The 14,541-nt window shown below is 39.7% G+C and carries 12 protein-coding genes; 1 reads left to right on the plus strand and 11 read right to left on the minus strand.

The genetic code is table 11. The annotated features are described in order from the left end of the window. Positions 1-101 precede the first annotated feature (101 nt). The 3 genes from frr to IQ246_RS23310 all read right to left on the minus strand — a co-directional run bounded on the left by frr (position 102) and on the right by IQ246_RS23310 (position 1,991). On the minus strand, positions 102-650 hold the full coding sequence (gene frr, locus IQ246_RS23300; RefSeq protein ID WP_194005708.1) for a ribosome recycling factor: 549 nt from the start codon (positions 648-650) through the stop codon (positions 102-104). Beyond that, on the minus strand, positions 637-1,365 hold the full coding sequence (gene pyrH, locus IQ246_RS23305; protein WP_194005709.1) for a UMP kinase: 729 nt from the start codon (positions 1,363-1,365) through the stop codon (positions 637-639). The genes frr and pyrH overlap by 14 nt, the downstream gene beginning before the upstream one ends. Before the next feature lie 71 nt (positions 1,366-1,436). After that, positions 1,437-1,991, minus strand: coding sequence for a thioredoxin family protein (locus tag IQ246_RS23310; RefSeq protein ID WP_194005719.1), 555 nt, complete (start codon positions 1,989-1,991; stop codon positions 1,437-1,439). 662 nt (positions 1,992-2,653) lie between these two features. On the opposite strand from IQ246_RS23310, the gene IQ246_RS23315 reads away from it, so the two are divergent. Then, a complete protein-coding gene (locus IQ246_RS23315; protein WP_194005710.1) occupies positions 2,654-3,580 on the plus strand; it encodes an alpha/beta fold hydrolase in 927 nt (308 codons plus the stop codon). Between the two features lie 337 nt (positions 3,581-3,917). Here IQ246_RS23315 and IQ246_RS23320 read toward each other — a convergent pair whose 3' ends face one another. From IQ246_RS23320 to IQ246_RS23355, 8 genes are all read right to left on the minus strand, one after another. Beyond that, positions 3,918-4,118: a hypothetical protein gene (locus IQ246_RS23320; protein WP_194005711.1), complete on the minus strand. Its 201-nt coding sequence runs from the start codon at positions 4,116-4,118 to the stop codon at positions 3,918-3,920. 489 nt (positions 4,119-4,607) lie between these two features. Next, a complete protein-coding gene (locus IQ246_RS23325; protein WP_194005712.1) occupies positions 4,608-4,808 on the minus strand; it encodes a hypothetical protein in 201 nt (66 codons plus the stop codon). A gap of 718 nt (positions 4,809-5,526) precedes the next feature. Beyond that, the gene (locus IQ246_RS23330; RefSeq protein ID WP_194005713.1) at positions 5,527-5,754 is read right to left on the minus strand and encodes a hypothetical protein; all 228 of its coding nucleotides are present in this window, start codon (positions 5,752-5,754) and stop codon (positions 5,527-5,529) included. 366 nt (positions 5,755-6,120) lie between these two features. After that, positions 6,121-6,312, minus strand: a complete 192-nt coding sequence (locus IQ246_RS23335; RefSeq protein ID WP_194005714.1) for a hypothetical protein — start codon at positions 6,310-6,312, stop codon at positions 6,121-6,123. A gap of 668 nt (positions 6,313-6,980) precedes the next feature. Then, entirely contained in the window at positions 6,981-9,143 is a 2,163-nt protein-coding gene (locus IQ246_RS23340) for a peptidase domain-containing ABC transporter (protein ID WP_194005715.1), read from the minus strand. 121 nt (positions 9,144-9,264) lie between these two features. Further along, positions 9,265-10,941, minus strand: a complete 1,677-nt coding sequence (locus tag IQ246_RS23345; protein WP_194005716.1) for an HlyD family efflux transporter periplasmic adaptor subunit — start codon at positions 10,939-10,941, stop codon at positions 9,265-9,267. Positions 10,942-12,646: 1,705 nt separating this feature from the next. Beyond that, entirely contained in the window at positions 12,647-13,171 is a 525-nt protein-coding gene (locus IQ246_RS23350) for a DUF6174 domain-containing protein (protein ID WP_194005717.1), read from the minus strand. A gap of 271 nt (positions 13,172-13,442) precedes the next feature. After that, positions 13,443-14,417 carry a fatty acid desaturase gene (locus IQ246_RS23355; protein ID WP_194005718.1) on the minus strand — a complete coding sequence of 325 codons (975 nt, stop codon included), beginning with the start codon at positions 14,415-14,417 and terminating at the stop codon, positions 13,443-13,445. Positions 14,418-14,541 lie beyond the last annotated feature (124 nt).

Raw genomic sequence — 14,541 nt, forward strand, 5'->3', positions numbered from 1 at the left:
GGCATGGGGCATGGGGTATTGGGTATGGGGCATGGGGCATGGGGTATTGGGTATGGGGCCGACAACTGACTCTTCCCCATGGCCCAGCCGGCGGGGCGGACTTAAACGGTTGTGATGTCTTTTTCTTTTTCTACTAGCAATTCGTCTATTCTGGCGGTGTACTTGTTTGTTAATTTTTGCAGTTTGTCTTGCAAGTCTCGTGATTCATCTTCAGGAATTTCAGTATTTTTTTCCTGTTTGCGAATGGCGTCTATGGCATCGCGACGGATGTTGCGAATAGCAACACGACCCTCTTCAGCATACTTGGCAGCCATTTTGACCAATTCTTTACGGCGATCGCTAGTTAAGGGCGGAATATTCAGCCGAATTACAGAACCGTCGTTGTTGGGGGTTAATCCTACATCCGACAGAGAGATCGCTTTTTCGACCAGATTCAAGCTGTTGCGATCGTACGGCTGAATCAGGATTGTCGTGGCATCTGGCGTGCTAATGTTTGCCAGTGATTTTAGGGACGTGGGTGAACCGTAGTAGTCCACTAATACCTTATCTAGTAGACTCGCATTGGCCCGGCCAGTGCGAATCGTATTAAAAGCTCGCTGAGTTGCCTCAACGGTTTTTTGCATCGTACTTTCAGCTTCAGCTAATTTCACAAGAACCTCCCACAACAGTGCCGATGGATTCTCCCATGACTGCTCGGTGGATGTTACCTCTCACCGTTAAGTCAAATACAAGAATTGGGATATTATTTTCTTTACACAAGGCAATCGCAGTACTATCCATTACCCGCAAATCTTTAGCCAAAACGTGCGCGTAGGTGAGGCTGGTGAAACGTTTGGCGTCAGGATGAATATGGGGGTCAGCATCGTACACTCCGTCTACCTTGGTGGCTTTAAAAATCACTTCAGCATCAATTTCTGCTGCTCTTAAGGCAGCAGTAGTATCTGTAGTAAAGAAGGGATTTCCAGATCCAGCACCAAAAATTACCACCCGTCCTTTTTCAAGATGACGGATGGCACGACGACGTATGTACGGTTCCGCTAATTCTTGCATAGCGATCGCGGTTTGCACCCGCGTCTGTACTCCTATTCGTTCCAGCGAATCTTGCAGCGTCATGGCATTCATTACCGTGGCAATCATCCCTATGTAGTCAGCGGTTGCCCTGTCCATCCCCGCCGACGCTGCTTTGACGCCACGAAAAATATTGCCGCCGCCAACAACGATGGCGATCTGAACGCCAGTGGCTACCACCTCTTCTACTTCTTGGGCTATTTCTTTCACCACTTCTGGATCAATGCCATAGCCCATGTTGCCCATTAAGGCTTCACCGCTCAGTTTGAGTAAAACCCGTCGGTAATTCGTTCCCATGAAGTTACGCTTTATCAAAAAAGTTGCAATTGCCTCCAATTTAAGATAGCAGTTACGGGGACTATCTATGTCTAGTTACGCCAGATCAATGAAGAACCATTAGGTTCTGTTTCTGGTAGATGTATTTCTTGACCTTTAAACAGAGAGGCGATGGCGGTTCTCAGATAATCCTCTGCCTTATCTAATGGATTTTGACGATGAGCAGCAACTTGACCTTTGTAGCGCACTATACCATCACTATCTATTAAGAAGGCCATTGGTGTTTTTGTCGCACCAAAGCTGCGAGTTACATCTTGAGTTGGATCCCACAGATAGGGGAAGTTCAATTTATAACGCTCGGCAAAAGCTTTCATATTTTCAAAGCTTTCTCTGGGGTCATGATTACCATCACTACCATTCATGCCAATCAGTGTGAAGCCACTTTGAGCAAATTCCGCTTGAATATTTTTTAGGCTATCTAGATACAACTCTACATAAGGACAGTTGTTGCACATAAAAACGACGCCGATTGCACGGAACTTGTTGAGATAACGGCTGAGATGATGTACTTGATTATCTATTCCCGGCAGTTCAAAATCTGGTGCGTAGCCCCCAACAGGAGTACCAATTGCTTCTAGTATAGTCATCTTCTCTGGCTCGAAGGAACTAGGAACAAACAAAATATTGTTAAATTTAGCGTCAGTTTCCAGATGCAAACCATCCGTTAGACGATGCTTGATATCCAATAATTTTATAAACCAATTTTGCTGTCGTAAATTGTGAAACTACTGAATCTACTACTAGTGCTAATTTCATCAAAAATATGATGATCTTTCTATTAAATTTGGCTGTTGAGTAATTGTCTGCGATCGCAACACCGCTAGTTGTTTTTATTTAATTAAGCCAGTTTCTTCTAGATAAATCGCACAAGCACTAATTCGTAGCAAACGCTAACGCGCGTACATGAGCAGGGTGAATGCCCAAGGATGGAATATCCCAGAGATAGCCAAAATTTTTGCTTGGCATGAGCATACAGTCAGCGACCTTGCTAAGTATCTACAATCGGCTCATGGGTGCAAACACCAATCTCGTAACCATTTTCCTTGTCCAGTTCTTCATTGTAATCTTCTATTTGCTAAGATGCTTTTACAATGACATTTGGATTGTTTTTGCAGAATTGACATAGGCAATTATTGACGCATAAGTAATAGATAGTATTACTACATACAAACTATTACAATTAGTAGCAAAATCCAAACCTCAGAATGACATAACATTTATTCATAGCATTGTATTCATAAAATTTATTATGACAACCTCTAGTTCAAAAACAATACTTGCTTCCACAAAAACCTGGGTTTGGCAAGATTTCCCTATCTGCTATCAAACCCAAGGAAATACTGGGCCATCAGTTGTTTTAGTACATGGTTTTGGTGCTTCTTGGTCGCACTGGCGCAAAAACATCCCTATCCTAGGAGAAAATTGCCGTGTTTTTGCTATTGATTTGATTGGTTTTGGTGCTTCAGCTAAGCCTCAACCGGGTGAAGAAATTGCATATACATTGGAAACCTGGGGACAACAAGTAGCGGATTTTTGTCGCGAAGTAGTGGGTGAGCCAGCTTTTTTAGTAGGAAATTCTATTGGCTGTATTGTAGTTATGCAAGCCGCAGTAAGCCATCCAGATATTGTTTTAGGAGTTGCTCTACTTAATTGTTCTCTACGACTATTGCACGATCGCAAACGGGAAACTCTACCTTGGTATCGTCGTGTTGGAGCGCCTCTGTTGCAGCGCCTATTATCTATCAAACCAGTTGGCAAGTTCTTTTTCAATCAAGTTGCTAAACCAAAAACAGTACGGAAGATTCTATTAAAAGCCTATGCTAATGCGGAAGTGGTAACAGATGAGTTGGTGGATATTCTCATGTCACCAGCAACCGAACCAGGCGCTGTGGCTGTGTTTCTTGCCTTTACTGGTTATTCTACAGGGCCCCTACCAGAAGATCTTTTACCATTACTACCTTGTCCCGCGATTCTTTTGTGGGGAACAGCTGACCCTTGGGAACCAGTTGAGTTAGGGAGAGAATTAGCTAACTTCCCGCAAGTACTGAAGTTTATTCCCTTAGAAGGAGTGGGACATTGTCCTCAAGATGAAGCTCCTGAGTTAGTAAATCCGATTTTACAAGATTGGATTTGGGAGCGATTAGCGGTAATAAATTCAAAAACATTAGAGGCATAATTTCTAATAAACAACCCCCATACTCAAAACTTTGGAGGTTGCACATTGAAAGAATGATTCTATCGGATATTTACACTCTGACTAGCAAATGTACTTTTCTATTAGCCAAAGTCATTTCCTCATCAATGTGCGGGGAGTAGAAAAGTAGACACTAAACCATAGAGGTTTCTTTTCTTGTTTCTCAGCCGTTAGTTTATTAAACGTGTTGAGAGAACAAAAATGACTCTACAAACTTTCTCAAAACTTGATTTGCATTGAGCGAGTTATGCAAGTCATCTCCTCCCCGCTAATTACAATATTTAAACTACGAGACTACCCAGTCTTTGGGCTTTGGCTATTACCAGCCCCAGCCGCGACGACCCCAGCCTCCATGACCCCAGCCCCAAGGGCGACCGCCCCAGCCTCCATGACCCCAGCCACCTCGGCCCCAAGGGCGACCTCCCCAGCCTCTATGACCCCAGCCTCCTCCAGATAGAAGTTGCTGTTCTTCTTTGGGTAATTCCACAAGCAAATCCGATTTTATGACTTGATCTGACATAATTATTTACCTCAATTTAGTACATAGATGTTACACACATCTGTACAACCAATTTAGTTGAGGTGTGTAATACCTACGCTTTTAGTTCTAGACATATTTTGTAGAGATTAAACTATCCTATAGTTAGAAACAAACATGCTAAATCTCTAGCTTTTGACTTAGTACAAAATTCAGTCTTTAGTTAAAGGAAATTTTTCTAGATTATCACTAAAAATTCTAATCTTATGAATAGAGCAACTTAAATTGTTTTTTGCTTACATCAACAAGCGATCGCTTCCTAAAATATTGATTATTTTACAGCTTTCTAAATATTCTATAATTTTACTCTCAGTAATTAAACTGTAATTTTATAAGCACAAATAAATTATATAAAAAAACGCATATCAAAATGCATATTTTACAGCTAATACTATTAGCTGTAAAATATGCACTGGTAAATTAGTTCAAACTATTTGCGTTTAAAGTAAGAGAAAAACAGATTTTACCGACTTAGTATTTTTTGCATGGATACCAAGAGTAGTAGTAGCAGCGGTAACGTCGTTTTTTATCGTATTTATCTCCTTTGTAATCATCTTTGTAGTCGTCTTTATCTTTGTAAGAATCTTTTCCCCCAGATAAAAGCTGCTGTTCCTCTAAGGATAGCTCTCGCAAAAGCTCGGATTTGGTGATTTGAACCGATATAACTGACATAATTGTTAGCCTTACTTTAGGTACATAGGTGTTACACACCTATAGTTCTACTTATAAACATGTTATCTATAGATTAAATGCTCCAAAAGCTATAAATTTAAAGACTAAATTTATAGCTTTTGGCTAACATAAATTCTATCCAATTGATGATTAAAGTTTTTGTAATTATAATAAATAACATCTCTTATATTTAACTTTATTCTCACATCCTGCTTTGGACAACACTTCCCAGATTATTTACCACTTAACTGTATTCTACGGATCTGTAAATTGTAATTTAAATTTGATTTACTAATTTAAATTTTGTTAATTTCAATTAAAAGTTATTAAAAACCCAGTTTATTTTAAAAACTGGGTTTCTGAGGTCTTACAATTTTCACAAATCCAATAGGATTGCTACAAGTAGCATCACTATCCTGGAAAAGACCTTTATCGTTACAGAACTAGACCTGTTCTGTTGCCTTGAGTTGTACTGTAAAAACCTGCTTGTCAAGCAGTCAAAACTATTTGCATCCGAAATAAAGGGAGAACAGAATGTAAAGGTTGCCATTAGCAGTTTACTTTCTGCTCTTTGGGATGTTAATTTAATGACTTAAAAAACATAGAAGACTTTCTAGACTCTCTCAAAACCTGATTTATTTTGAGTGAATTATATGAGTCTTCTCCTTCCCCTACTAATAGCAAAGTTTAAACCACGAGACTAGCCAATTATTAGGTTTTAGTGACAGCGGGGTTTCGGTTTACAATAGGATTTTGGGGTTTTGACTTTGAAGACTTTGATTACAAAGATTTTAGAAGGACTCTTTGCCTTTTTGCATTTGTCCTCATCGTCGTCCTTGTCGTCGTCATCATCTTCGCCATTTTTGTAGAATCCACCAGATAGAAACTGTTGTTCCTCTGCGGATAAATCCAAAAGCAAATCAGATGTAATGATTTGAGATGACATAGTTGATTACCTCACTTACGTATGTAGGTATTTAATACCTATGCTTTCTTTTATAAGGATATTTTTTATTAATTAAATTATCCTAAAGTCAGAGATTAATAAACTAAATTTATGGCTTTTGATTGACTTAAGATCATCTCCAAAGTTACATGAAGTTTCTGTATATATGATCCAAAAAATTCCAACATTTTATTTAAACCATTTTATTTTTAACGACAGCATATTAATCCATGAATTTTGATGTTAAGCCATTAGTTTAATTTATCTTAAGTACAGTTTTTAATCATTTATTGAAGCCAAAAAACCCGTTTTTTTCGAGAAAACGGGTTGATGAAATTTGGCAATGTATACAAGGTTATAAATCAACTAAGAATCACGTTTAATGCCGACAATATCAACCGGAAAACTTTCACCTTCTTTAGTGGTGAGATTACCACGAACAAGAATATCGGGACTTGACACTGTTGCCAAATATCCTCTTCGTCCCCCCGATAGATGCTGTTGTTGCTCTATAGCTAACTCTATAATTAGCTCAGATTGAATGAATTTAACAGACATATTGATTACCTCACTTACGTAAATAGGTGTTAAAAACCTATATTCTTATTATTAATAAGAATCCTAATTTTTAAATTATTCTCTAGATAGAAGTTAAAACAAAAAAATATATTTATTGTAGATTGTGATAGCCAAAATAAATTATTAAAATTAGTGAAAGCTAGATTAGAATATTTAATTTGTCTATTATTTTTTGATTCTCTTAGAGAATGTTTTAAAAGTCCATTTTCCTGTATCCTGGCGATTAGAAATCGCGCGCAATTTGCTACAAGTCGGCGGCACTTCCTTCTCCTGTCGGAGACGCTGCGCGAACAAGTCGGCATAGCCGCCCAACGGAGTGCCTTGGGAACCTGCCCAACGCAGTGGCTTGGCTACAGGCTACACGAGACAAAACCTGCCTTTGCAGGTTAACAAACCCTTGATTTGGTGTTAATCCACGGAGTGGACTTTGGTTGTGTAGTAGCGAATTCTATTCGCTGATAACTTTTAAAATATCCTCTTAGTTATTATTTATAATTTTATATTATTAATTAATAGTTGCAAAGCTAATTTTAATCTCTGCAACTAAGCTCTGTGTTTTTATTCAGATAGAGCTATGAGCTATTTGGAGTTTTAGGATATGGTATTTTTAGATCATGATATCCTTACCTATAGAGTAGTTCTCACAGTTATAAAAACTTTAAATGCTCTCCTTGTTGTGAGAGAAAAGTCTCTAGTGTACCTTGTATTTTCACCTGACCTTTATCTATTAGTACGATCCAATCAGCGCGATTGATGACGCTGGGGCGATGGGTGATCAAAATTGTGGTTCTGCCTTTGCGGTATTCCAATAGCCGATCTAAAACTTGAGATTCACTAACTGGGTCTAGTCCCGCAGTTGCTTCATCTAAAATCAATATAGGCGGATCAGTGAGAATTCCTCTAGCGATCGCTAATCTTTGTCTTTGTCCACCAGAGAGGTTTGCGCCAAATTCTCCTAAAACAGTTTGATAATTATTAGGAAGTTGGCTGATAAAGCTATCTGCATCAGCAATATAGCAAGCTTTGACAATTTCTTCAAAGGAAATGTAAGGTGTTCCTAAGCGGAAATTATCCAAAATTGAGCGACTCCAGAAATGAGGTTCTTGAGGTACATAAACCACTTGTTGTCGCAAGCAATCTAGAGAAATATCTTGCGTATTAAAAAAACCAATGCGGATATTACCAGAGTTTGGCTGATATAAACCTGCTAACAATTTGGCCAAGGTGCTTTTACCACAGCCAGATTTTCCAATCAAAGCAATTACCTTCCCTCCAGGAAGTTTGATGGAAAAATCTCCTAATAAGTCAACCCTACCAGCATGGTGAAATGTGAGATGAGAACAACGAATGTCTGCATCACTAGAAATTTGTGCGATCGGCTTTTGACTTCCTCCAACAACTTCGGGTGTAGCATCAATAACCTCTAACAGGCGAGAAACTGCTGTTTGGGAGCGAAAATATTCATCCGTTAAGTTAACTAATGAGTCAATTAAATTTAAAACATTGATCTGTAGGGCGTTAAAAGCAAGCATTTGACCAATGCTTAATTCTCCCTGAATCACCAAGATGCTCCCCAGCCCAAGTAAAATTACACCACCGATGGTGGAAAGAAAACTAGCAATGGTGTTGTTGATAATTCCGATTTGAATGGTGCTGAAAGTAAGATTAGCAAGGCGACCAAAACGACTTTGAAATTCATCCCAGAATTGGGGAGCAGCGTTTGTAGTTTTAAGAACTTGTGCGCCTTTAAAAGTTTCTACTAAAACGCCTTGATTTTCCGCACCTAAGACCAAAAGATTGCGGGTTTTTTGTTGAAGGATGGGTAAAAAAGGCAGCGTGGATAGAGTCATTAAAACGCCGACGAGGACAACTGCTAGTGTCAATTTCCAGCTATAAAACAACATGAAGCAAAAAGAAACCACTGCAACAAAAAACTGGCTGGGTAAAAGAACCACAACTTGTGATACTAACTGGTTGATGTCATTTATATCTCGGAGTCGGCTGCTGATTTCACCACTACGACGAGCTTCGTAGTAATTCAAGGGTAATTGGAGAATTTTTCGCCCAAATTCTAAAACTAGTCCTAATTGCAGCCGTTGACCAAAGTGAGCAATCATCGTGGCTTGCAATAGTTGCAGACTACTGCTAAATAAGGTCATGACCACAACGGCTGACACTATAACAGTGAGTAACTTGGTATCTCCACGCACCAGGACATCATCTGTGAGCAGTTGGATGAGAATGGGAGTACCCAGAGCGAGTAAACCCAAGACGGCGTTGATCATTAAAACATGAGTCAGCAGCCCACGATAAGGCAAGATGCGCTTAAAAAAGCGGACTAAGCCACCCTTTGCTTGTTCTTGAGGCTGCTCAAAAAAGCGCTCTGGATCTGGCTCCAGTAATAGCATCACCCCATTCCAAGCTTCGGCTAATTCTTCTCGGCTGACATAACGGATGCCTACAGAGGGATCGGCGATCGCGTACTTACTGCCTTGTCTGTCGTATAAAACAACCCAGTGATAGCCTTGCCAATGTATGATAGCTGGCAGCTGAACTTCTTTGATTCTGTCTATGATAGCTGGCGAAGCTTTAACTGCCCTGGCATTAAAACCTAGATTCTCAGAGCCACGTTTTAAACCCAACATGGTTGTTCCTAACTGTCCAGTCCCGACTGCTTCTCGGCTACGATTGATGCTTAAGAACCGTCCGTAATGTTTGGAAATAGAAGCTAGACAAGCTGCTCCACAGTCTTCTTCACTCAGTTGTAAAACACACTGGTAATTTTTATGGGGTTGGAATAGATTAAACATCGTCACCAAACCTATCAAATTGGTATACAAAGTCAGCAGAACAATTGATCAGGGTAAGGCAGAAGGATCAAAGGGATGGAATTTTCCTTTACCCACCTCTTGGTAAAATCCAATTGTGAGATTAAAAATCCGTAATTAATCTTGCTTTTCTGAGAATGAAGTGAAGTACTGTTTCTCGGCGAGAAATAATATCTGCTCTACCTTCCATTCCCGACTTCAGATAGCAAAAGCGATCGCTTCTACCCACATGTAGAGTTTGTGGCTCAATATTTACCTCGTAGGTAGCAACTGGCGGTGTGACTTGCTGTGTGCCTGGAGATGCACTATTTTTTCCAGTTGGTAGGGCGTCTGGTGCAACCGTTGTAACTGTGCCTTTGAGAGTACCGTAATCTGGATAGGGGCAAGCAGATACTTGCATTTGGACTTGTTGACCTGCTTTTACCTTATCAATATCTTGAGCCGGTACTTGAGCCTTGATCAGCACTGGAGCATTGAGAGGAGCAATCTGAGCAATACTTTCGCTTGGTTGTACTACCTGTCCAGGGTTACGAAGACTTAGTTGCAACACAGTACCTTCGATGGGTGCTCTAATCACAGTTTGATTCAGGTCAGTTTCTACTTGTTGCAGTTCTTTGCGAGTGGTAGCTAGTTGCTTTTGAAATTCTAGACCTTGCTGGAGCAGAGTCTCTCTTTCTTTTTTCAAAGCAGCTAAGGTAGCCTTACCTTGTGCCTGTTCTTGCTTAATTTTTTCAGATGCTACGGTTACAGTAGCATTACTAGGATTGATCGCAGTTTTAGCCTTTTTTAGGTTCGTTTGCGCGACTTTCAGGGCTTGGTTTTTTTCTTCCAAAAGATTTTTAGCGTTTTCTTTAGCCTGTTCTAGCTTCGCTTCAGCAGATTTTACCGCTTGTGCTTTTTCTTCCAAAAGATTTTTAGCATTTGCTTTAGCTTGTTCTAGCTTCGCTTCAGCAGATTTTACCTCTTGTTCTTTTTCCTCAAACAAAGTACGAGAAATTGCTCCCGATGCTACTATTGGCTGCAATCGCTCTCTTTGTACTCTAGCTAACTTCAAAGCTGCTTCTGCTTCTTGCACAGTTGCCGTTAAGACTTTTTCCCGCTGCAATCTGTCTCGTTGGACTCTGGCTAACTTTAAAGCTGTCTCTGCTTCTTGCACAGTTGTTGTTAAGAGTTTTTCCCGCTGCAATCTGTCTCGTTGGACTCTGGCTAACGTCAAGGCTGCTTCTACTTGCGCCATATCAGCTGTAGCTTTAATTTGCTGATCTTCATAGTTGCGTTGAGTGCCACCTAGCTCAGCTTGTGCAGCTATAATTGTGCGATTAATTAAGTTTGTCTGGGCTGCAATCTGAGCGTTAATTTCACCAAGCTGAGCATAAATTTGACTTAGTTGTAATTGACTCTGCTGAATCGTGTTTTCTAATTGGCTCTTTTGATTCCGCAGGCGAGAATCATCAATGTAAGCAATAGCTTCTCCTTTGGTTACAACCTGATTGTCTTTAACCTCAATCTTTTGAATAGTTCCAGTAATAGCAGACTGAACAACTCGCAGTTCTCCTATAGGTCGAATAGTTGCAGGCACTTTGACTGTAACGTTGTAATTCAAAACAGATGTAAGAGTAACTCCACCTACAAAGGTAGTAAGCAAAACTCCTCCTCCAATGTTTGTCCATTTACTGATACGGGGGAGAAATTCATTAGCTTCAATTAAATGTAGCTGCTCTGGATTAGGTTCATTAAATCTATGCCAAACATTGTTTTTCTCATGGCGTAAGAAGCTCACAGCATTGCACCTTTAGTTTGGAGTGGATAAGTAAGGTGATCTGATGTCACACCTGTTGATTTGCGAAGAATACTGCACAGATTCTCAAAAACAGGTAGATATATATAACTTGATTGCAAATCGTGCAAAGCAGAAAAATAACTATCTTTGGTAATAAGTCAAGAGGAATAGTAAAGTGAAGTCATAAACATTACAAAATTACCTATAGATATAGGTCTGTAGTGTGCTAAATGGTGAAACGATAACATCTGCTGCTAACAGTAGCAACAATCAAACTTGGCAATGTTATATAATCAGTGAAGGGGGCGAGAAGGGTACGCACAATGTGCAATTATTATCTTTCTCATATCTCAAACGTGGGCAATGCGTTGAGAAAGGAAACGGAGGAGAAAGCTCAAACTCCCTCAAAGTCCTCACTTACGTTGAGCGAGTTAAATAAAACCTCCTCCCACCCCCTTTTCTGTGTTTAACAAAAAGGATTTCAGAAATTTCCTCCCGAATTTAGTTTTATCCAAAGCATATAGCTAAAGCATCAGGTATACAAAGAGGAAGATGACACGAAAGCTCTAGAATCGCGAGGCATCACAGCCACTAACTTGTACACTTTCAATTGGAAAAGAAATAATCAGTTTAATCCAAAAACAAATTCATTGTTTACTCTTGAATGATTGACGACTCCCCATTTAATTAATTTCTAACTAGATACAGCAAATTTCAGGTACATGAAGTACATAAATAAAACCCGAAACCCTGTAGAGACGTTACATGTAACGTCTCTACATGTAACGTCTCTACTTATGATTCATGAAAATGCTAAGTGCTGTATGCAAGGTTTGGTGCTGTAACAGATAATTTTATAGATCACGTGTGATATAAAGTCAGGCTGAATAGTTTTCATTTTGAGCAAAAAGCAAGCTACATTTAGCATCTTCGACAAAAGAAGAATCTCCGAGATGCTACCCTAGCCTTCTTATGCAAAGACGCTATGGTGAGTGAAGAATGGGAAGCCGCACAGAGCGCGTCTCTCCTCCACTAAGTTTCGTACGTTACGGATCTTGCTACAGCATGAAACAAGATATTTTTTGACAAGTGATTAAACGGACTTGATATGACAATCGTTAAAGAATAAGTGCAGAATCTGAGAAGCCCATAATATCTTTAGAAATAGCTCTACGCGAGCATAATAACTCTTTTGATGCCATATTTATGGCATTTTTTTTAACCTAAGGGAGTTACTAGTGCTACCTCGTGACTCAGAAGTGATTGTTCCCTGTAAAGCTGCTAGTTTTTAGAGCAAAATTGCTGTTAATTAGATCAAAATCGGTACAACCAGCAATAATCTCCTGTTGCTAATTCAGATAACACGACAAACAACTCGGTATGCAGTTATTTGATTTGACATAATTATTAGCCTCACATACGCAATTACGTGGTTTCTCCACTTAAGTAATTAACTATAAACACTGTTTGTCAGGAATTCATAAATCTATAGGTAGAAATCGGACTTAAATATTTACTTCTCAAAGTAGATATACAATCTTTCAATTTTTTGAGATCAACTAATACCCCTAGAGTGGGAATAGTCAATATTCGATGTTTTTGAAGCTATATAAGGTATTTGAAGAGAGATTAACAGATTTTAGATAGGCTCAAAATATATCCCCGGAACTTTCAGTCTGGGGATATTAAGCATCACGCATCGGAATTAGCGAATCTTTTGCAAATTCTCAATTGTAGTAAATATTCCAGCATCGGCAGCTAGATTACCGATATTAATTTGGGTTGGATAGCCAAGCTCCGGGTTGTACTCCACAGCAAGCTCGGATTGTTCATTTCCATTGCTGATCGTATTCCTAATCAAATGAAAGAGCTTAGGAACTGTGTTGTATGTTTGGAAAAACTCTGGATTGGCAACTGGCTGACCTGTGTTTACAGAAGTTATAGAAGTCGTTCTGCCGTTACGTACTTCAATGACTACTGGGCCTCTGGCTTCAGGAATACAAAAGCAGCTGTTACTAAGTGTATAGCGATAATTATTAATTTTTTGCTGACGCCATAATCGGTGATTAATCCTTAATTGTTTTAATTGAGGATTAGTCGTTAATTGCTTGGATTTGGAGTTCGTGATCTCTGATGATTGTGCAACCCGTACGGGGGATTTAGGCATTACTGGCGTGTTTAAACCCAGAAATATTAATAATCCCGCACTAATAACAATAGGCAAGCGCATATAAATCCATGTCCATTCTATTTATCAATTAGTGTAACTTAATCAAGCAAATTGCTGAACTTATATATATTAAGTAATATCATGTCTGGTTGAATACTTATAGTTAAGGCTGACGCGAGGACACGGGGACGCGGGGAATTTGGAATTACAAGTAATTAAGCGGACTTGATATAAATGGAGCAGGGAAAGCAAATGATCCTTGACCCTTATCTTTTAATTTCAATATGCAATTTTGTTTGCCGACTAGTTCAGACATACTTCCAGAGATAGCCTAGAGGTTTTGTGATGACGCCGATTGTCCCGATTTAGCAACAATATTCCAGTTGACTTTCATGTAGCCTTGTTCAATGTGGGTAAAATGCGAACTCAACTGCTGATGGGCTGTAGGCAGAGCATAAAAAGGAATTGATGGGTATAAATGGTGCTCTGCATGAAATGGCATATTCCACATTAAAAATCGCACGGGCCAGAGTGTCAAGGTTGTGCGTGTATTTGTGAGCAAATTAGCGTCAAGAGTACAACCTGTATGTTCTGCAAGTAGGATAAACCGCAGAATCGGCTGACCTACTAAGAGCGGTAGCAGCCAATAGAGCCAAAACCAAGGCTGTGCTACTGCAATTGAGAGAGCGATCGCACTTGTATAAATAGCTAATTGCGATCGCGTGGAGCGAATAACCTCATTTCTTGCTGTTTCTGGTATAAACGGGTAATCTTCAAGTTGACCGAGCGCAATCCGCAAATGTCCACTTATTTTTCCTAACCACCAGGGTAAACCGCTAATTACCAACAAGTATTTACCCAAGTTACTCGGCTTAAGATCAGTCAGTTCCGGGTCTTTGTCAGGAATCCGAGTGTAGCGGTGATGCCACTTGTGATAACGACGATAGAACGTGCTGTTATAAAATGAGAGCAAGCCTGAACACCAAGCCACAACTTCACTTAACCGATGGTTAGCAAAAGCAGTTCTGTGAACGCATTCGTGCATAGGTGCAAACATAGCAGCCAAACTAAAGCCGTAGGTTGTCAGTGCTGGTATTGCCAGCAACCAATTACCAAAGTTTGTTGCCCACACATAGCCACTAAATCCCATCACAATTAGATGTCCAGCCAGTTGAACTAGCCCCTTCCAGTTAGAGCGATCGTTCAAAACACTTAATTCTTCTACACAGAGAATCTGGTTGGGGTTGGACGGCTGATTAGGTTTGTGAGTCAACAATTTAGGTTGAGCAATTGCATCATTAGACATAATCAATACTTCATTATTCATTATTTATAGATATGCGTAATTAAACTATAGGATTCCCATTTTATTTTTGGAAAAAATTCAGTACACCTTTATTACTTCTTCCCCATGCCCCATGCCCCATGCC

The sequence above is a fragment of the aff. Roholtiella sp. LEGE 12411 genome, from assembly GCF_015206995.1.
Lineage (GTDB): Bacteria > Cyanobacteriota > Cyanobacteriia > Cyanobacteriales > Nostocaceae > Komarekiella.